Below are 18,976 nucleotides of genomic sequence, written 5' to 3'. Positions count from 1 at the left end.
CTGCTCCGGGGGCGAAACCGGTTCGAGACCGCGACATCCGCGCCCGTACACTGTGCGTCGTGACCGAGAACACTCAGCAGAGCAACCACAGCGCCCCCGAACTGCCGACTCAGTACACGCCGGCCGACGTAGAGGGGCCGCTGTACGAGCGCTGGGTAGAGCGGGGCTACTTCACCGCCGACGCGAAGAGCGAGAAGCCCCCGTACACGATCGTCATCCCGCCGCCGAACGTCACCGGTGCCCTCCACCTGGGCCACGCGTTCCAGGTGACCCTGATGGACGCCCTGACGCGCCGCAAGCGCATGCAGGGCTTCGAGACGCTGTGGCTGCCCGGCATGGACCACGCCGGCATCGCGACCCAGAACAAGGTCGAGCAGCAGCTCGCCGAGGAGGGCAAGTCCCGCTACGACCTCGGGCGCGAGGCGTTCACCGAGCGGGTGTGGCAGTGGAAGGACGAGTACGGCGGCCGGATCCTCGGCCAGCTGCGCCGCCTCGGCGCCGGCCTCGACTGGTCCCGCGAGCGGTTCACCATGGACGAGGGCCTGTCCCGCGCCGTCCAGACGATCTTCAAGAACCTCTACGACGACGAACTGATCTACCGCGCCGAGCGCATCATCAACTGGTGCCCGCGCTGCCTGACCGCCATCTCGGACATCGAGGTGGACTACCAGGACGACGACGGCGAGCTGGTCTCGCTCCAGTACGGCGAGGGTGACGAGACGGTGGTCGTGGCCACCACCCGCGTCGAGACGATGCTCGGCGACACCGCCGTCGCGGTCCACCCGGAGGACGAGCGGTACGCGCACCTCATCGGCAAGCGCATCAAGCTGCCGCTGACCAACCGCACGATCCCGGTCGTCGCCGACGCGCACGTCGACCCGGAGTTCGGCACCGGCGCCGTGAAGGTCACTCCGGCCCACGACCCGAACGACTTCGCGATCGGCCAGCGGCACGGTCTCGACACACTGACGGTCATGGACGAGCGGGGCGTCATCACCGCCTCAGGCCCCTTCGAGGGCCTGGACCGCTTCGAGGCGCGCTCGGCGATCGTCGCCGCCCTGCGGGAGCAGGGCCGCGTCGTCGCGGAGAAGCGCCCCTACGTCCACTCCGTGGGCCACTGCTCGCGCTGCAAGACGACCGTCGAGCCGCGCCTGTCGCTCCAGTGGTGGGTCAAGGTCGACACCCTGGCCAAGGCCGCCGGTGACGCGGTCCGCGACGAGCGGGTCGCGCTGCACCCGAAGGACATGGAGAAGCGGTACTTCGACTGGGTCGACAACCTCAACGACTGGTGCATCTCGCGGCAGTTGTGGTGGGGCCACCGCATCCCCGTCTGGTACGGCCCCGACGGCGAGGTCGTCTGCGTCGGCCCTGACGAGGAGCCGCCGTCCGGCGAGGGCTGGACGCAGGACGAGGACGTCCTCGACACCTGGTTCTCCTCCGGCCTGTGGCCGTTCTCCACCCTCGGCTGGCCCGAACGCACCCCGGACCTCGCGAAGTTCTACTCGACGGACGTCCTGGTCACCGGGCACGACATCATCTTCTTCTGGGTCGTCCGGATGATGATGTTCGGCCTGTACTCCATGGATGAGATCCCCTTCAAGACCGTGGCCCTCACCGGCCTGGTGCGGGACGAGTTCGGCAAGAAGATGTCGAAGTCGAACCCGAACGCCGTGGACCCGCTGGACTGGATGGACGCGTACGGCTCCGACGCCGTCCGCTTCACCCTGGCCCGCGGCGCCAACCCCGGCGCCGACGTCCCGATCGGCGAGGACTGGGTCCAGGCGTCCCGGAACTTCGCCAACAAGATCTGGAACGCCACCCGGTTCGCGATGATGAACGGCGCGACCACCGAGGGCCCGCTGCCCGAGCCGTCCGAGCTGTCGGCGACGGACCGCTGGATCCTCTCCCGGCTCAACGCCACCGTCGCCGAAGTCAACGCGCTCTACGACGACTACCAGTTCGCCAAGCTCTCCGACACCCTCTACCACTTCGCCTGGGACGAGGTCTTCGACTGGTACGTCGAGCTGTCGAAGACCACGTTCTTCGCGGGCGGCCCGGCCGCCGAGGTCTCCCGGCGGGTGCTGGGCGAGGTCCTGGACGTCACGCTGCGGCTGCTGCACCCGGTCGTGCCGTTCGTCACCGAGACCCTGTGGACGACGCTGACCGGCCGTGATTCGGTCGTCGTCGCCGAGTGGCCGGCCGACTCCGGCTTCCGGGACGCGGCGGCCGAGCAGGAGATCGCCCTGGTCCAGCAGGTCGTCACCGAGGTCCGCAGGTTCCGCTCCGACCAGGGGCTCCAGCCCGGCCAGAAGGTCCCGGCCCGGCTCGACCTGTCCGGCACGGCGCTGGCCGCGCACGAAGCCGCGATGCGCTCGCTGCTGCGCCTCCAGCCGGCCGCCGACGACTTCAGCGCCACCGCGTCGCTGCCGGTCGCGGGGGCCACGGTCGCGCTCGACCTCTCCGGTGCGATCGACGTCGAGGCGGAGCGGAAGCGGCTGACGAAGGACCTGTCAGCGGCCGAGAAGGAGAAGGCGCAGGCCCTCGGCAAGCTCGGCAACGAAGCGTTCCTCGCCAAGGCGCCCGAGAAGGTCGTGGACAAGATCCGCGGCCGGCTGGAGACCGCCGATGCGGACATCGTCCGGATCAGCGCCCAGCTGGCGGCGCTGCCCACGGCGTAGCCCGTCCCGGATCCGCCGGGTCGGCCCCGGCGGAATCGTGCGGCACCGCAGGCCCCTCGTCCGTACGGGCGGGGGGCCTGCGCCGTCCCCGCCGCCCCCGCTCGCGGACCGGCCACAGCAGGACGTACGCGGTCGACACGGCCACGAAGCCCAGCCGGATCAGCCCGCGCGCCGCGTCGTCAGGAACGAGGAAGACGCTGCCGTAGAGGGTGAGCAGCGCCAGCCAGCTCCACCACGGCACCAGCCACCGCTGGCCGATGACGTCCCAGAGCAGGGTGCCGAGCAGTACGGACGCGGTGTAGTACGTGTAGACGCTCGGGTCGAGGACGATCCGGGCGTTGGCGCCGAGCAGGACCACGGCGGCCCAGCGCCCGCGCCAGACCGCGAGGACGCCCAGCGCAAGACCCAGCGCAGCCTGCGCGGGACGGTCCCAGCCGGGGGTCTCCGGGTCGCCGACACCCAGCCAACGCAGCGCGGACGCCGGGTGGTTGGGGATGGTGAAGGTCGCGGCGGCGAAGGACTGCGAGTCGCCGACGAAGAACGGCAGCCAGGCGACGGCCACCAGGCCCGCGCACCACACCCCGGCCCGCAGCCACTGCTGCCGGGGCAGCGCCAGCAGCAGCGGCGCGAAGGCCAGCGCGGTGGGCTTGGAATCCATGGCCAGGGCCAGGCAGGCGCCGGTCATCGCCGCGTTGCCGCGGGTCAGGGACCGTACCGCGAGTGCGGTGAAGAACAGCGCGAGTACGTCGTCGAGATGGCCGAAACGTACGGCCACCTCGATCCACATCGGGATGAACGCGAGTCCGGCGATCAGCACCCGTTGCCGCAGCCGCTGGTGGTTGGTGCCGGTGCCCAGGAAGTGCCACGCGGCGCTGCGGCCGGCCAGCGCCGTGATGACCAGGCCGAGCAGCGACATCAGCGCCGCCGCCAGGAACTGCCCGGTGGCCTCGGGGAACGGGTTGAACAGGCCGGCCACCAGGAAGCTGACCGGGCCCATCTGGAGCTCCGGATGATGTGCGTAGAGATTGAGCCCGCCGGTGCCGTCGCCGGCCGCGCCCTGGTAGATCAGCTCGCCGCCGGCCCGCAGATAGTGCCAGGAAAAGCCGCCGTGCGGCTCCACCACGGCGAACCACACCACCGTCCAGCCGGTGAGCAGCACCAAATGCATCCGCTGACCAATTGCCGGCACCGTCCTCAGCTCCTGCTTTCCGTTCGATCACACCGAAAGGAGGGTTACAGAGCCCGCCGACGAAGAGGAGGGAAAGCGGCCAAAAGTTGCCTCCGGGGCTGAACGGGCATTCTCATCGCGCTCTCATCAATCCGAGGAACCCTGGGGCCGCGTGCCGGAGTTTCCGGAGAAAGCGCACGTACCGAGCGAGGAGCCGCGCCCGATCATGAACAAACCACTGCGCCGGGTCTCGGTCTTCTGCCTCACCCTGATACTCGCGCTGATGGCCTGGGCCACCTGGATCCAGGGCGCCAAGGCGAGCGAATACAAGGAGGACCCGCACAACCCCCGGGTCGCCATCGGGAAGTACGCGGCGCCGATGGGCAACATCCTCGTCGACGGACGCCCGGTCACCGGCTCCGTCGCGACCTCGTCCGACCTCAAGTACAAGCGCACCTACACGGACGGCAAGCTCTACGCGCCGGTCACCGGCTTCTCGTCGCAGATCTTCGGCAGCAACCGGCTGGAGAGCCTCTACGGAGACCTGCTCGACGGCTCCGACAGCCGGCTCCAGAGCCCCTTGGACGCGCTGTCGCACGAGCGGGCCAAGGGCGGCGACGTCGCGACCACCATCGACTCCTCCGTCCAGAAGGCGGGCTACGAAGCGCTCGGCGACAAGACGGGCGCCGCCGTCGCCCTCGACCCGGCCACAGGACACGTCCTCGGGATGGTCAGCACGCCCTCCTACGACCCGGGCAAGTTCGCCGGGTCCGACAGCTCGGACCGCAAGGCGTGGCAGGCGATGAGCGAGGACGAGCGGCAGCCGGACGTGAACCGCGCGCTGCGGCAGCCGCTGCCGCCGGGCTCCACCTTCAAGCTGGTGGTGGCCGCCGCCGCGCTGGAGGACGGCCTGTACTCCTCGGTGGACGAGCCGACCAAGAGCCCCGACCCGTACATACTGCCGCACACCACCACGAAGCTCACCAACGAGAGCGCGTCGGCACCCTGCGAGAACGCGGACATCCGCACCGCCCTCCAGTACTCCTGCAACACCGTCTTCGGGAAGATGGCCGTCGACCTGGGCAAGGACAAGGTCAGGGCGCAGGCCGAGAAGTTCGGCTTCAACGACGCCAAGGTCGACACCCCGGTGCGGGCCGACAAGAGCGTCTACCCCAAGGACATGGACGAGGCGCAGACCGCGCTCTCCGGCATCGGGCAGTTCAACGACCAGGCCACCCCGATGCAGATGGCGATGATCACCGCGGCGATCTCCAACGGCGGCGAGCTGAAGACCCCGCAGATGGTGGACAAGATCACCGACGGCGGCGGCAACACCCTGGAGAAGACGGAGCCCAAGACGTACGGCAAGGCGATGTCGTCCCGCACCGCCGAGCAGCTGCAGTCGGCGATGCAGACGGTCGTCGAGAAGGGCACCGGCAGCAACGCGAAGATCGACGGGCTGACCGTCGGCGGCAAGACCGGCACCGCCCAGCACGGCGTCGACAACAGCGGTACGCCCTACGCGTGGTTCGTCTCGTACGCGCAGGACGCCAAGGGCCGCCAGGTGGCGGTGGCCGTGATGGTCGAGGACGGCCACGCCGCCCGCAACGAGGTCTCAGGCAACGGCCTCGCCGCCCCGATCGCCCGCGCGATGATGAAGGCGGCACTGGCGTAGCGCCGCCTGCTGGGGGCGGGCCCGGCACCCGTTCCCGCGGGCCCGCCCCCAGCGGGCGCGGGGCGGTGCCCGGGTGCCGGTGTGGGCGCGACCGTTGTCAGGGGTGCCTCGTAGACTGGACGGCGTGAGCGAGCGCCCCCAGAACGACGACCCCGACCCGACCGACGCCTTCGACGACATGGTCGAGGCCGAGACCCAGCGCGACCCGGACCTCGCGGTGATCGAGGCCGGCAGCCGGACCCTGCGCGCGCAGGCAGGACCCCCGCAGGGAGACGGCGTCCCGGCCCGTCCTGCCGACCCCGAGGCCGACCGTGCGCTGCGCGCGGTCGAGGACGAACTGGCAGGCCGCTGGGGTGAGACCAAGCTCGACCCGTCGGTGCAGCGCATCGAGGCGCTGCTCGACATCCTCGGCTCCCCGCAGCGCGCCTACCCGGCCATCCACATCACCGGAACGAACGGCAAGACCAGCACCGCCCGGATGATCGAGGCCCTGCTCGGCGCCTTCGACCTGCGCACCGGCCGGTACACCAGCCCGCACGTCCAGTCCGTCACCGAGCGGATCAGCCTGGACGGCAGCCCGATCTCCGCCGAGCGCTTCATCGAGACGTACCGCGACATCGCGCCGTACATCGAGATGGTCGACGCTCAGCAGGAGTTCCGCCTGTCGTTCTTCGAGGTGCTGACGGCGATGGCGTACGCCGCGTTCGCCGATGCGCCGGTGGACATCGCCGTCGTCGAGGTCGGCATGGGCGGCACCTGGGACGCGACGAACGTCATCGACGCCGACGTCGCCGTGGTCACCCCGATCTCGCTGGACCACACCGACCGGCTGGGCGAGACGCCCGAGCAGATCGCCGTCGAGAAGTCCGGGATCATCAAGAAGGACGCGACGGTCGTGCTGGCCCAGCAGCCGGTCGACGCCGCGTCGGTGATGCTCAAGCACGCGGTCGAGGTGGACGCCACGGTCGCCCGTGAGGGCATGGAGTTCGGGGTGCTCAGCCGCGAGGTCGCCGTCGGCGGCCAGATGCTGACCCTGCGGGGGCTCGGCGGCGAGTACCCGGAGATCTTCCTCCCGCTGTACGGCGCCCATCAGGCGCACAACGCCGCGGTGGCGCTCGCCGCGGTCGAGGCGTTCTTCGGCATCGGCTCCGAGCACGCCCGCAGCCTCGACATCGACACCATCCGCTCGGCCTTCGCCGCGGTCGCTTCGCCGGGCCGGATGGAGGTCGTGCGGCGCAGCCCCACCGTCGTGCTGGACGCCGCGCACAACCCCGCGGGCGCGCGGGCGGCGGCGGATGGCGTCACCGAGGCGTTCGGCTTCAGCCGTCTGGTGGGTGTCGTCGGCGCCAGTGACGACAAGGACGTCAAGGGCCTGCTGGAGGCGTTCGAGCCGATCTTCGCCGAGGTCGTGGTGACGCGTAACTCCAGCCAGCGCGCCATGGATCCCGATGAGTTGGCGGCCGTCGCCGTCGAGGTGTTCGGCAGCGAGCGGGTCCAGGTCGAACCGCGGCTGGACGACGCCCTGGAGGCGGCGATCACCCTCGCCGAGGAAGAGGGCGAGTACTCCGGAGCCGGTGTCCTGGTCACCGGCTCCGTGATCACGGTCGGCGAGGCCCGGCTGCTTCTGGGGAGGAACTGACCATGCGCACCCTGTGTGCGAGCACCCTGATCGGCGAGTTCTTCGTGATCGGCTTCGCGGGTCTGGTCGCGATGCAGATGAGCGACCTGTCGACGGCCACGATCTGGACCGTCAGCGGCATCGCCATGCTGCTGAGCCTGCTGCTGTGCGGCCTGCTGACCCGCCCCGGAGGCATCCAGCTCGGCTGGGCGCTCCAGGTCGCCCTGATCGCCAGCGGCTTCGTCGTCCCGACGATGTTCTTCCTGGGCGCGGTGTTCGCCGCCCTGTGGTGGGCATCGGTCCATTTCGGCCGCAAGATCGACGAGGCGAAGGCCCGCTGGGCGGCGATGGCGGAGGCGGAGGCGGCGTAGCGCCGCCGGAGCGCTTCTCAGGGGTGTCGCCCGTACGAGGACCGGGCGACACCCCTGTCGCCGCTCCCTGTAGCCTCGGCTCACCGCAGTCGATTGTTTGCAAGGAGCCGAATCCATGAGCCAGCGCACCCTCGTTCTTCTCAAGCCCGATGCCGTCAGGCGCGGTCTGGTGGGCGAGATCATCGGCCGGATCGAGAAGAAGGCCGGCTGGACCCTCGGTGCCCTGGAGCTGCGCACCCTGGACCGCGAGGTGCTGGAGCAGCACTACGCCGAGCACGAGGGCAAGCCTTTCTACGAGCCGCTGATGACGTTCATGGCCTCCGGCCCGGTCGTCGCCCTCATCGTCGAGGGGGAGCGGGTGATCGAGGGCGTGCGCGCGCTGGCCGGTCCCACCGACCCGATTACCGCACCGAGCGGGTCCATTCGTGGGGACTTCGGCACGATCACCCGGGAGAATCTGATCCATGCCTCGGATTCCGAAGAGTCCGCCGAACGGGAGATCAAGATTTTCTTTCCCGGACTTTCTTGATACATCATCACCTGTATCCCCCTCGTGACCAGGGGCGACCGTTAAAGATCGGTCGCCCCTCGGCATATGCGGGATGTTCGGGGGAACGCATCACCGCGACACGACGTCACCATTGATGGGGCCAGGTGCGTGTACCGCTGACAATGGCGGAAGTACCGCCCACCGTGTTCGAGTGGGCAGCACTACGAACTACGATGGAAGCTTCCGCGCCGCACAGCGCATCACCTCCTGCCGACCTCCAGTAAGCATTCGCTCCAGTTGGGAAGGCCAGACGTATCCTCATGGGGAACAACATGTCGTTCATCGGCCGTGACATGGCTGTCGACCTCGGGACCGCCAACACGCTGGTGTACGTCAGGGGCCGCGGGATCGTCCTCAACGAGCCCTCGGTCGTGGCCATCAACACCAACACCGGCGGCATCCTCGCCGTGGGCGCCGAGGCGAAGAAGATGATCGGGCGGACGCCCGGCAACATCGTCGCCGTACGTCCCCTGAAGGACGGCGTCATCGCCGACTTCGAAATCACCGAGCGGATGCTCCGCTACTTCATCCTGAAGATCCACAAGCGGCGCTATCTGGCCCGCCCGCGGGTGGTCGTCTGCGTCCCCTCCGGCATCACCGGCGTCGAACGCCGCGCCGTCATCGAGGCGTCGACGCAGGCCGGCGCGCGGCAGGTGCACATCATCGAGGAGCCGATGGCCGCCGCGATCGGGTCCGGGCTTCCGGTGCACGAGGCCACCGGCAACATGGTCGTCGACATCGGCGGCGGTACCACCGAGGTCGCCGTCATCTCGCTGGGCGGCATCGTCACGGCCCAGTCGATCCGCGTCGCGGGCGACGAACTCGACAACGCGATCATCCAGCACATCAAGAAGGAGTACAGCCTTCTGCTGGGCGAGCGCACCGCCGAGAGCATCAAGATCACCATCGGTTCTGCGCACGACCTCGAACAGGACGAGCACACCGAGATCCGCGGCCGTGACCTGGTCTCCGGCCTGCCGAAGACCGTCGTGATCTCCGCCGCCGAGGTCCGCAAGGCCATCGAGGAACCGGTCAACTCCATTGTCGACGCGGTCAAGACGACGCTCGACAAGTGCCCGCCGGAGCTGTCGGGCGACGTCATGGACCGCGGCATCGTGCTCACCGGAGGCGGCGCCCTGCTCCGCGGCCTCGACGAGCGGCTGCGCCGCGAGACCGGCATGCCCATCCACATCGCCGAGGACCCGCTCGACTCCGTCGCGCTCGGCTCCGGCAAGTGCGTCGAGGAGTTCGAGGCGCTCCAGCAGGTCCTCGACTCCCAGCCGCGCAGGTAGCCGGACGGCGCCTTCCGCCGCGGACGTCCTGCTATGTCCGCGGCGGGCAGGCACCTTACAGGTGTCCGCCGCTGCGCGCGGCGGATCGCTGATATACAGGCACAACACCTCGAAAAAACCGGTGAGCTGACTCTTCACCACCAGTCACCGCGTACACAGGCACAACGCTCAACTCCCGAACGAGACCGGCGCGGGCCCGCAGCCGGCCGGTCCTACGAGGAAGGACACGGCCGCCGCACGTGAGGGACACACGAGAGAGCCGGCTGCTACTTGTGCTGCTGGTCGCGATCGCGTTCGCGTTGATCACGGTGGACATCCGCGGCGGCGAACAGTCCCCGCTCGACGGTGCCCGCCAGACCGCAGCTTCCGTCTTCGGCCCGGTCGAGAGCGGCGTCGCCGGCGCCGTCAACCCGGTGGGCAACGCCATAGGGGCCGTCCGCGACTCCGGCGAGCGGCACACCAGGATCAGCGCGCTGGAGCAGGAGAACGCCGCCCTGAAGGCGAAGCTCGGCTCGTCCGACCGCAACCGCAACCGCGCCGCCGAGCTCGACAAGATGCTCAAGACCGCCGGCACCGGCCAGTACGGCATCAAGGGCGCCCAGGTCATCGCCATCGGAGCCACCCAGGGCTTCTCCTGGACGGTCACCATCGACGCCGGCAGCCGCGACGGCATCGCCCGCGACATGACCGTGCTCAACGGCGACGGGCTGGTCGGGCGGGTCACCACCGTCGGTACGTCGACCGCCACCATCCTGCTCGCCAACGACCCGGACTTCACCGTCGGCACCCGCATGGAGAAGACCAACGAGATCGGCTTCGCCACCGGCCAGGGCGGGCGCGCGCTGCGCGTCCAGCTCCTCAACGGCAAGGCGCCCGTGAAGAAGGGCGACCGGCTGGTCACCTTCGGCTCCAGCCAGGACAAGCCGTTCGTGCCCGGCGTGCCGGTCGGCCGGATCGTCAAGGTCGAGCCGTCCAACGGCGATCTGACCCGCACCGTCCAGGTCCGCCCCTACGTCACCTTCTCCCAGCTCGACGTCGTCGGCGTGGTCGTCCAGCCGCCGAGGGAGGACCCGCGCGACACCGTCCTGCCGCCCAAGCCGGCGAAGCCCAAGCCGACGCCGACGGTCACCGTCACCGCCACGCCCTCCGCGAGCGTCCCTCCCAGGAGCTGACCGATGCGCATCAACCGGATCCTGCTCGCGACCCCGCTGGTGGTCGTCGCCCTGGTCATCCAGGTCAGCATTCTCGCCAGGCTCCAACTGCCCGGCGCCGTCCCGGACTTGCTCCTCCTGGTGGTCGTCGGTCTGGCCCTGGTCTACGGCCACGTCGGCGGCGCCCTGGTGGGCTTCGCCGCCGGACTCCTCGCCGACCTGGCGCCCCCGTCCGACCACGCCATCGGCCGCTACGCCCTGGTGCTCTGCATCGTCGGCTACGCCGTCGGTCTGACCCGTCCCGAACACGGCAGGCACCGCTCGGCGACCGTCCCGCTGCTGGCGGTGCTCGGGGCCGCGATCGGCTCGACGCTGCTCTACGCGGGTGTCGGCGCCCTCGTCGGCGACACCGCGGCCCGGCACGTCGGCGTCGGCGGCCTGGTCCTCAGCGCCACCGTCTACGACCTGCTGCTCGCGCCGTTCACCGTCCCCGTCGTGATGGCCCTGGCCCGCCGCACGGAAGGCGAACCGCTGACCGGCGACGGGTCGGGCACGTCCGGCACATCGGTCGCCGGGCGGGAAGCCGCGTACGGCTGGCTGACCACCGGCACCGGCTTCAAGGCGAGCCGCAACAGCATGAAGGCGGGCCGGGCGCCGAAGCAGGCCCGGATGGGCGGCCGGGGCGGCGTGCTGGGCAGATCGGCCCGGAACAAGGCCGCGCGCATCAAGGGGGTCAAGCGGCTGTGAGCGACCGACTGCCGCACGGCCTAGGCAAGCAGGAGGGGCGATGAGCAACATTCCTGAGACCGGCCGGACCTCCCGCGTCACGGTCCGTCTCGTCGCGATCCAGATCCTGGTCTTCTCGCTGCTGCTCACCCTGGGCGGCCGGCTCTGGTACCTCCAGATCCGCAACGGCGATGAGTACGCGAACGAGGCGAAGAGCAACCACGTCCAGCAGGTCGTCGACCCCGCCACCCGCGGCGCCATCCTCGACGCCCGCGGGGTGCCGCTCGCCGACAACCAGACCCGCCTGGTCGTCTCGGCCAGCCGTACCGAACTGCTGAAGATGAAGGACGACGGGAAGGCCGTCCTGGGCCGCCTCTCGAAGGTCCTGGGCATGTCCGAGCAGGAGATCCGCAACAAGGTCAGGCTCTGCGACGCCAAGACCCCGCAGCCCTGCTGGAACGGCTCCCCTTACCAGCCCATCCCGATCACGGACGAGGCCACCACCCAGCAGGCACTCCAGATCCGCGAGCGGACCGAGGACTTCCCCGGCATCAGCGCCGAACCCACCGCCGTCCGCCGCTACGCCGCCCCCGGCGACGCCAGGACCGCCCAGGTGCTCGGCTACCTCTCGCCGGTCACCGACGAGGAGATCAAGAAGGCCGAGAACAGCAACTCGCCGCTGCTGCGCTCCGACCAGATCGGCCGCTCGGGCCTGGAGCGGACCTACGACAGCGCGCTGCGCGGCAAGGCCGGTGTCACCCGCTACGAGGTCGACAACCTCGGCCGGGTCATCGGCAAGGCCGACAACGACCCGGCCGTACCGGGCTCCAACGTCGTCACCAGCATCGACGCCCGGGTGCAGGCCGTGACGGAGAAGGAACTCGACCAGGCGATGAAGGACTCCCGCAAGGAGTTCGACAAGATCACCGGCCGTAACTACAAGGCCGACTCCGGAGCCGCGGTCGTCATGGAGGCGAAGACCGGCAGGGTGGTGGCGATGGCCTCCAGCCCGGCCTACGACCCCAACGCCTGGGTCGGCGGGATCAGCGGCAAGGACTACGCCCACCTGACCGGCAAGGACTCCAACTACCCGCTGCTCAACCGCGCGACGCAGGGACAGTCGGCCCCCGGCTCCATCTTCAAGGTCATCTCGACCTCGGCGGCCGTCAACGCCGGCTACCCGTTCAACGGGCACTATCCCTGCACCAGTTCCATGAACATCGGCGGCCAGACCTTCAAGAACTTCGAGTCCGAGAACTTCGGCCCGATCAGCCTCGGCCGGGCGCTCGAGGTCTCCTGCGACACGGTCTTCTACGGCCTCGCCTACCAGCAGTGGCAGAAGGACGGCGGCAACAAGCCCAAGAGCAACGCCGCCGACTGGTTCTACAAGACCGCCCACCAGTTCGGCCTCGGCAAGAAGACCGGCATCGACCTCCCCGACGAGGTCAGCGGCCGGGTGCCGGACCGCAGCTGGAAGAAGAACTACTGGGAGGCCAACAAGGACGGCTGGTGCGCGCAGGGCGAGCACGGCGACGACTACGTCTCCAAGATCGCCAAGGAGAACTGCGAGTCCGGCATGAAGATGCGCGCCGGTGACTCCGTCAACTACTCCATCGGCCAGGGCGACACCCTCGTCACCCCGATCCAGATGGCGACGATCTACGGGGCCATCGCCAACGGCGGCACCCTCCACGACCCGACCATCGGCAAGGCCGTCATCAGCCCCGACGGCAAGAGCGTCCAGAAGATTGCGCCGAAGGCGCACGGCAAGCTCCCCGACACCCCCAAGACGCTCCAGCAGATCGACTCGGCGCTCGCGGGTGTGGCCACCCGCGGCACCGCGGCCTGGCGCTTCCAGGGCTGGCCGCAGGACAAGATCCCGATGCACGCCAAGACCGGTACCGCGGAGGTCTACGGCAAGCAGACGACCTCCTGGTTCGCGACGTACACCAAGGACTACACCGTCGTCATGACCATCTCCCAGGGTGGTACCGGCTCCGGCGCATCGGGCCCGGCGGTGCGCAAGATCTACAACGCGCTCTACGGCGTCGACGACAAGGGCGGGATCGACAAGAAGGCCGCCCTGCTGCCCGTCCCGCAGGCCGGGCTCCCCAAGATCGAGCGCGACGGCACGATCCAGGCCCAGCCCATCAAGCCGGTGGCGCAGACGCTGCCGGACGAGGCGGGGAGGGGAGAGCAGTGACGACAAGTCCCACATCCCGGATGTTCAACATCCGCCGCTACACGCCCGAACTCGGCACCTGGGGGAAGATCACCGCGCGCGACTCGGTGGTCCGCAAGCTGGACTGGATACTGCTGCTGTCGTGCGTGGCGCTGTCACTGATCGGCGCGGTCCTGGTGTTCTCCGCGACCCGCAACCGCACCGAGCTGAACCACGGTGACCAGTACTACTTCTTCCTGCGGCACCTGCTGAACACCGGCATCGGCATCGCCCTCGCGGCCGGCACCATCTGGCTCGGCCACCGCACGCTGCGCGGCGCGATCCCGGTCCTCTACGGCCTGTCGGTGGTGCTGGCGCTGCTCGTCCTGACGCCGCTCGGCTCCACCATCAACGGCTCGCGCTCCTGGCTGGCGATCCCCGGCGGCTTCTCGCTCCAGCCCGCCGAATTCGCCAAGATCACCATCGCGCTCGGGATGGCGATGATCCTGGCGGCCAGGGTCGACGCGGGGGACCGCCCGCACCCCGACCACCGCACCGTCGTCCAGGCGCTCGGTCTCGCGGCCGTCCCCGTCGGCGTCATCATGCTGATGCCCGACCTCGGCTCGGTCATGGTGCTGGGCGCCATCATCCTCGGCGTGCTGCTCTCGTCCGGCGCGTCCAACCGCTGGATCCTCGGCCTCCTGGGCACCGGCGTCGTCGGCTGCCTCGCCATCTGGCAGCTCCAGCTGCTCGACGAGTACCAGATCGCCCGCTTCGCCGCCTTCGCCAACCCGAGCCTCGACCCGGCGGGTGTCGGCTACAACACCAACCAGGCCAGGATCGCCATCGGCGGCGGCGGGCTCACCGGCTCCGGCCTCTTCCACGGCAGCCAGACCACCGGCCAGTTCGTCCCCGAGCAGCAGACCGACTTCATCTTCACGGTCGCCGGTGAGGAACTGGGATTCCTCGGCGCGGGCCTGATCATCGTCCTGCTCGGCGTGGTCCTGTGGCGCGCCTGCCGGATCGCCAGGGAGACAGGCGAGCTGTACGGCACGATCGTCGCCGCCGGCATCATCGCGTGGTTCTCGTTCCAGGCTTTCGAGAACATCGGGATGACCCTCGGGATCATGCCGGTCACCGGCCTGCCGCTGCCGTTCGTGTCCTACGGCGGTACGTCCATGTTCGCCGTCTGGATCGCCATAGGGCTGTTGCAGTCGATCCGCGTGCAACGGCCGGTGTCGGCCTCGCGCTGACGCCGCTCCCGCTCGGGCTCGGGCCCGGATCCGCTACCGGGTCCGGGCCCGTCTCAATGGGTGTGCAGCTCGAACCACAGCCGGGTGGTCGGCGAGGCGTCCCGGGGCGCCGTGGTGCCCCAGGCGTCGGCGAGGCGGCCGAACAGCAGCGGGCCGAGGTCCGTCGGGCGGTCTTCGGCGGCGGACAGCCACACCGGTGAGACGGCCGCGGCCGGACGCGGAACGGTTTTGCCCACCTCGCCGTGCACGCTGATCCGTACGCCGTGGGCGCAGGTCAGCACGCGCAGCAGCAGGCCGTCGGGGCCGGGGAGGAGCAGTGAGCGGGTGACCGCCTCCGACGTGAGCAGCACCGCGGTGTCCAGGAGCGGTGCCGGGCCGGTGCGGCGCAGCGTGGCGCGGACGAAATCGCGGGCGAGTTTCGCCGTGGCGGGGGCGCTCGGTGCGAGCAGCAGATGCGGGCGGGCGCCGGCCGAGACGCGGACGGGTGTCCGGTCGGCGGCTGCGGTGCGTGGATGCACGGGTGTCTCCCTCCCCGGAGGGGTCGAGTGAGCGCCGAAAGACCACCCTGCGTGGGTGATTGGTAACACAGCGTAATTCACCGTGTGCCGTGCGTGCCACTCGCTCTCCTGGACGCGTCATCCCTCGGGGGTGGCCGCCCCTGGCGTACGCCCCGGGCGACCCCTGGCGGGTATCGGTACATCTGGCTAGATTCGATGCATGGCGGACACCGTGCGAGAAATCGAGCGGAAGTACGCGGCCACGGATCGCACCGGGCTTCCCGACCTGACCGCGGTACACGGGGTCGCCGCCGTGGTCGAGAAGGAGCCGGAGAGCCTCGACGCCACCTACTACGACACCGCCGCCCTGTGCCTGACCGCGCACGGCATCACGCTGCGGCGGCGCACCGGCGGCCACGACCCCGGCTGGCACCTGAAGCTGCCGGTGGGGCCGCAGGTACGTGACGAGATCCAGGCGCCGCCCGGCGTCCAGCTGCCCGGCGAGCTGGCCGGGCTCGTCCGCTCGCGGGTGCGCGGCGCCGTACTGGTGCCCGTCGTGCGGCTGCGGACCCGGCGCGTGCGGCGGCAGCTCATCGACGGTGACGGCGCGGTGCTGGCGGAGGTCGCGGTGGACACGGTGCGCGCGGAGCGGCCCGGCGGGGCGGGCGAGGCCGTCGCCTGGACCGAGATCGAGGTGGAGGCGGCGGCCGGCGCAGGCCCCGGTCTGCTGGACGCGGTGGACGCCTGCCTGGCCGACGGCGGAATCCGGCGCAGCGACGCCCCGTCCAAGCTCGCCCGCGCCCTGGCAGGCACCGGCCTCGGGGCGCGTCGGAAGGAGTCGCCCGGAGAGGATCGGCGGAAGGGCGGCCGGCCCGCCGCCCCTTCGACCGCAGGTGACGTCGTGCTGGCCTACGCGCGCGAGCAGGTGCGGGAGATCGTCGCGCTGGATCCCGCGGTGCGGCGTGAACTGCCCGACGCGGTGCACCGGATGCGGGTCGCGACGCGCCGCCTGCGCAGCACGTTCCGCTCCTACCGCGCGGTGCTCGACCGGACGGTGACCGAACCGGTCGGAGTCGAACTGCGGTGGCTGGCAGGGGAGTTGGGCGCCGACCGGGACCGCGAGGTGCTCGCCGCGCGGATCCGGGACGGGCTGGCGGCGCCGGGCGGACCGCCGTGCGCCGGGCCGGTGCGCGACCGGGTCGATGCGTGGTCCCGTGCCCGCCGGAGCGGCGCGCGGCGGCGGGTCGTCGCGGTGCTCGACGGGCAGCGCTACCTGGCGCTCCTGGACACCCTGGACGGGCTGCTCGCCGACCCGCCGCTGCGCAAGGCGGCAGGCAAGGCACCGGGCAAGGTGCTCACGAAGGCCGTCCGCAAGGACTTCGGACGGCTGGCCCGCCGGATGGCCGCCGCGCCCGCCGCGCCGGCCGGGCAGCAGCGGGATCTGGCGCTGCACGCGGCACGCAAGGCCGCCAAGCGGGCGCGGTACGCGGCGGAGGCGGCACGCCCGGCCCTGGGCGGACGCGCCGGGCGCTTCGCCAGCAGGATCGCCACCCTGCAGCAGCTGCTGGGCGACCACCACGACAGCGTGATGGCCCGCGAGGCGCTGCGTGAACTGGCCGCGGCGGCGCAGGAAGCGGGGGAGAGCGGATTCACGTTCGGGGTGCTCCACGGCCGCGAGGAGGCGGTGGCCGCGGACCGCGAGCGGCAGCTGCCCGCCCGGTGGGCGAAGGCCGAGCGGGCCGCCCGCCGCCTGGGCCTGACGGGCTGACGGCGCCGCCCGCGGTGACCCGGAGCGCACCGCCGATCACCCCGGGCACACGTCAGGGACGCCCCCGCGAGCACGTTAGGCTTGAGGGTCACCCCTGCCCGCCGACGAAAGATCCCACGATGCCTGTCGAGTCGGTCTTCCCTCGCCTGGAGGCCCTCCTCCCGCATGTCCAGAAGCCGATTCAATACGTCGGCGGCGAGCTGAACTCCACCGTCAAGGAGTGGGACGACTGCGATGTCCGCTGGTCGCTCATGTACCCGGACGCGTACGAGGTCGGTCTCCCCAACCAGGGCGTCATGATCCTTTACGAGGTCCTCAACGAGCGTGACGGCGTGCTCGCCGAGCGCACGTACAGCGTGTGGCCCGACCTCGAAGCGCTGATGCGCGAGCACGACGTGCCGCAGTTCACCGTCGACGCGCACCGCCCGGTCAGCGCCTTCGACGTGCTCGGCGTCTCCTTCTCCACCGAGCTGGGGTACACCAACCTCCTCACCGCCCTCGACCTGTCCGGCATCCCGATCGAGGCCAAGGACCGTACGGAGGACCACCCGCTGATCCTCGCGGGCGGCCACGCGGCCTTCAACCCGGAGCCGATCGCGGACTTCCTGGACTGCGCGGTCGTCGGTGACGGCGAGCAGGCGGTGCTGGAGATCACCGACATCATCCGCGCCTGGAAGGCCGAGGGTCGCCCCGGCGGCCGTGACGAGCTGCTGTTCCGCCTCGCGAAGACCGGCAGCGTCTACGTCCCCAAGTTCTACGACGTGGAGTACCTCGCCGACGGGCGGATCTCGCGCGTCGTACCGAACCGCTCCGGCGTCCCGTGGCGGGTGTCCAAGCACACCGTCATGGACCTGGACGAGTGGCCCTACCCCAAGCAGCCGCTCGTCCCTCTGGCCGAGACCGTCCACGAACGGATGTCGGTCGAAATCTTCCGTGGCTGCACCCGCGGTTGCCGTTTCTGCCAGGCCGGCATGATCACGCGTCCCGTACGGGAGCGAAGCATCACCGGCATCGGCGAGATGGTGGACAAGGGGCTGAAGGCCACGGGATTCGAGGAGGTCGGCCTGTTGTCGCTGTCCTCCGCGGACCACACCGAGATCGGCGAGGTGGCGAAGGGCCTCGCCGACCGGTACGAAGAGGACAAGATCGGTCTGTCGCTGCCGTCGACCCGCGTCGACGCCTTCAACATCGATCTTGCCAACGAGCTGACGCGCAACGGCCGTCGCTCGGGACTGACCTTCGCCCCCGAGGGCGGCTCGGAGCGCATCCGCAAGGTCATCAACAAGATGGTCTCGGAAGAGGACCTGATCAGGACCGTCTCCACCGCCTACGGCAACGGCTGGCGGCAGGTGAAGCTGTACTTCATGTGCGGCCTGCCCACCGAGACCGACGAAGACGTCCTCCAGATCGGCGACATGGCGGTCAACGTCATCGCCGAGGGCCGCAAGGCGTCCGGGCAGAACGACATCCGCTGCACGGTCTCCATCGGCGGCTTCGTCCCCAAGCCGCACACGCCGTTCCAGTGGGCCCCGCAGCTCTCCGCCGAGGAGACCGACGCCCGGCTGACCAAGCTGCGCGACAAGATCCGTGGCGACAAGAAGTACGGCCGCTCCATCGGCTTCCGCTACCACGACGGCAAGCCCGGCATCGTCGAGGGCCTGCTCTCCCGCGGTGACCGCCGCGTCGGCTCGGTCATCCGCGCCGTCTACGAGGGCGGCGGCCGTTTCGACGGCTGGCGCGAGCACTTCTCCTACGACCGCTGGATGAAGGCGGCCGAGGAGACGCTGCCCGGCTTCGGCGTCGACGTCGCCTGGTACACCACCCGCGAGCGCACGTACGAGGAGGTCCTGCCCTGGGACCACCTCGACTCCGGTCTCGACAAGGACTGGCTCTGGGAGGACTGGCAGGACGCACTCGACGAGACCGAGGTCGAGGACTGCCGCTGGACCCCGTGCTTCGACTGCGGCGTGTGCCCGCAGTTCGACACATGGCCACAACTGAGTGACAGCGGCAAGAAGATGCTGCCGTTGACAGTCAAAAAGGGCTCTTGACCTGCGCAAATAGGGGG

At 70.2% G+C, this 18,976-nt stretch carries 14 protein-coding genes; 12 read left to right on the top strand and 2 right to left on the bottom strand.

Going from position 1 to position 18,976, the window contains the following annotated elements; genetic code table 11:
- Nucleotides 1-59: 59 nt before the first annotated feature.
- The gene (locus ACGFNI_RS34670; protein ID WP_393689553.1) at nt 60-2,678 is read left to right on the top strand and encodes a valine--tRNA ligase; all 2,619 of its coding nucleotides are present in this window, start codon (nt 60-62) and stop codon (nt 2,676-2,678) included.
- Here the strand turns inward: ACGFNI_RS34670 and ACGFNI_RS34665 are convergent.
- Nucleotides 2,644-3,846, bottom strand: coding sequence for a hypothetical protein (locus ACGFNI_RS34665; RefSeq protein WP_393689590.1), 1,203 nt, complete (start codon nt 3,844-3,846; stop codon nt 2,644-2,646). The two genes, ACGFNI_RS34670 and ACGFNI_RS34665, sit on opposite strands and share 35 nt — an antisense overlap.
- A gap of 226 nt (nt 3,847-4,072) precedes the next feature.
- On the opposite strand from ACGFNI_RS34665, the gene ACGFNI_RS34660 reads away from it, so the two are divergent.
- From ACGFNI_RS34660 to rodA, 9 genes are all read left to right on the top strand, one after another.
- Nucleotides 4,073-5,521, top strand: a complete 1,449-nt coding sequence (locus ACGFNI_RS34660; RefSeq protein WP_393689551.1) for a peptidoglycan D,D-transpeptidase FtsI family protein — start codon at nt 4,073-4,075, stop codon at nt 5,519-5,521.
- A 124-nt stretch (nt 5,522-5,645) separates the two neighbouring features.
- A complete protein-coding gene (locus tag ACGFNI_RS34655; protein WP_393689549.1) occupies nt 5,646-7,160 on the top strand; it encodes a bifunctional folylpolyglutamate synthase/dihydrofolate synthase in 1,515 nt (504 codons plus the stop codon).
- Nucleotides 7,161-7,162: 2 nt separating this feature from the next.
- Nucleotides 7,163-7,510, top strand: coding sequence for a DUF4233 domain-containing protein (locus tag ACGFNI_RS34650; RefSeq protein WP_393689547.1), 348 nt, complete (start codon nt 7,163-7,165; stop codon nt 7,508-7,510).
- A 115-nt stretch (nt 7,511-7,625) separates the two neighbouring features.
- A complete protein-coding gene (gene ndk / locus ACGFNI_RS34645; protein WP_393689545.1) occupies nt 7,626-8,039 on the top strand; it encodes a nucleoside-diphosphate kinase in 414 nt (137 codons plus the stop codon).
- A 293-nt stretch (nt 8,040-8,332) separates the two neighbouring features.
- A complete protein-coding gene (locus ACGFNI_RS34640; protein ID WP_227045210.1) occupies nt 8,333-9,352 on the top strand; it encodes a rod shape-determining protein in 1,020 nt (339 codons plus the stop codon).
- A 239-nt stretch (nt 9,353-9,591) separates the two neighbouring features.
- Nucleotides 9,592-10,524, top strand: a complete 933-nt coding sequence (gene mreC, locus ACGFNI_RS34635) for a rod shape-determining protein MreC (RefSeq protein ID WP_393689543.1) — start codon at nt 9,592-9,594, stop codon at nt 10,522-10,524.
- 3 nt (nt 10,525-10,527) lie between these two features.
- Nucleotides 10,528-11,250: a rod shape-determining protein MreD gene (gene mreD / locus ACGFNI_RS34630; RefSeq protein ID WP_393689541.1), complete on the top strand. Its 723-nt coding sequence runs from the start codon at nt 10,528-10,530 to the stop codon at nt 11,248-11,250.
- A 40-nt stretch (nt 11,251-11,290) separates the two neighbouring features.
- On the top strand, nt 11,291-13,432 hold the full coding sequence (gene mrdA / locus ACGFNI_RS34625; protein ID WP_393689539.1) for a penicillin-binding protein 2: 2,142 nt from the start codon (nt 11,291-11,293) through the stop codon (nt 13,430-13,432).
- A 20-nt stretch (nt 13,433-13,452) separates the two neighbouring features.
- Entirely contained in the window at nt 13,453-14,643 is a 1,191-nt protein-coding gene (rodA, locus tag ACGFNI_RS34620) for a rod shape-determining protein RodA (protein WP_393689588.1), read from the top strand.
- A gap of 53 nt (nt 14,644-14,696) precedes the next feature.
- Here the strand turns inward: rodA and ACGFNI_RS34615 are convergent, their stop codons facing one another.
- Nucleotides 14,697-15,161, bottom strand: a complete 465-nt coding sequence (locus tag ACGFNI_RS34615) for an ATP-binding protein (RefSeq protein WP_393689537.1) — start codon at nt 15,159-15,161, stop codon at nt 14,697-14,699.
- A 199-nt stretch (nt 15,162-15,360) separates the two neighbouring features.
- On the opposite strand from ACGFNI_RS34615, the gene ACGFNI_RS34610 reads away from it, so the two are divergent.
- Both ACGFNI_RS34610 and ACGFNI_RS34605 read left to right on the top strand, forming a co-directional pair.
- The gene (locus ACGFNI_RS34610; protein WP_393689536.1) at nt 15,361-16,908 is read left to right on the top strand and encodes a CHAD domain-containing protein; all 1,548 of its coding nucleotides are present in this window, start codon (nt 15,361-15,363) and stop codon (nt 16,906-16,908) included.
- Nucleotides 16,909-17,027: 119 nt separating this feature from the next.
- Entirely contained in the window at nt 17,028-18,959 is a 1,932-nt protein-coding gene (locus ACGFNI_RS34605; protein WP_393689534.1) for a TIGR03960 family B12-binding radical SAM protein, read from the top strand.
- The last annotated feature ends 17 nt before the right edge of the window (nt 18,960-18,976 follow it).

This window comes from Streptomyces sp. NPDC048644, from assembly GCF_043199105.1.
GTDB lineage: Bacteria > Actinomycetota > Actinomycetes > Streptomycetales > Streptomycetaceae > Streptomyces.
This window is presented reverse-complemented; position numbering and strand designations above follow the sequence as displayed.

Excerpts from the sequence above, each read along its gene's own strand:
- ACGFNI_RS34665 (WP_393689590.1), bottom strand. The coding sequence starts at position 3,846 with ATGCATTTGGTGCTGCTCACCGGCTGGACGGTGGTGTGGTTCGCCGTG.
- ACGFNI_RS34660 (WP_393689551.1), top strand. The coding sequence starts at position 4,073 with ATGAACAAACCACTGCGCCGGGTCTCGGTCTTCTGCCTCACCCTGATA.
- ACGFNI_RS34650 (WP_393689547.1), top strand. The coding sequence starts at position 7,163 with ATGCGCACCCTGTGTGCGAGCACCCTGATCGGCGAGTTCTTCGTGATC.
- ndk (WP_393689545.1), top strand. The coding sequence starts at position 7,626 with ATGAGCCAGCGCACCCTCGTTCTTCTCAAGCCCGATGCCGTCAGGCGC.
- ACGFNI_RS34640 (WP_227045210.1), top strand. The coding sequence starts at position 8,333 with ATGTCGTTCATCGGCCGTGACATGGCTGTCGACCTCGGGACCGCCAAC.
- mreD (WP_393689541.1), top strand. The coding sequence starts at position 10,528 with ATGCGCATCAACCGGATCCTGCTCGCGACCCCGCTGGTGGTCGTCGCC.
- mrdA (WP_393689539.1), top strand. The coding sequence starts at position 11,291 with ATGAGCAACATTCCTGAGACCGGCCGGACCTCCCGCGTCACGGTCCGT.
- rodA (WP_393689588.1), top strand. The coding sequence starts at position 13,453 with ATGTTCAACATCCGCCGCTACACGCCCGAACTCGGCACCTGGGGGAAG.
- ACGFNI_RS34610 (WP_393689536.1), top strand. The coding sequence starts at position 15,361 with ATGGCGGACACCGTGCGAGAAATCGAGCGGAAGTACGCGGCCACGGAT.
- ACGFNI_RS34605 (WP_393689534.1), top strand. The coding sequence starts at position 17,028 with ATGCCTGTCGAGTCGGTCTTCCCTCGCCTGGAGGCCCTCCTCCCGCAT.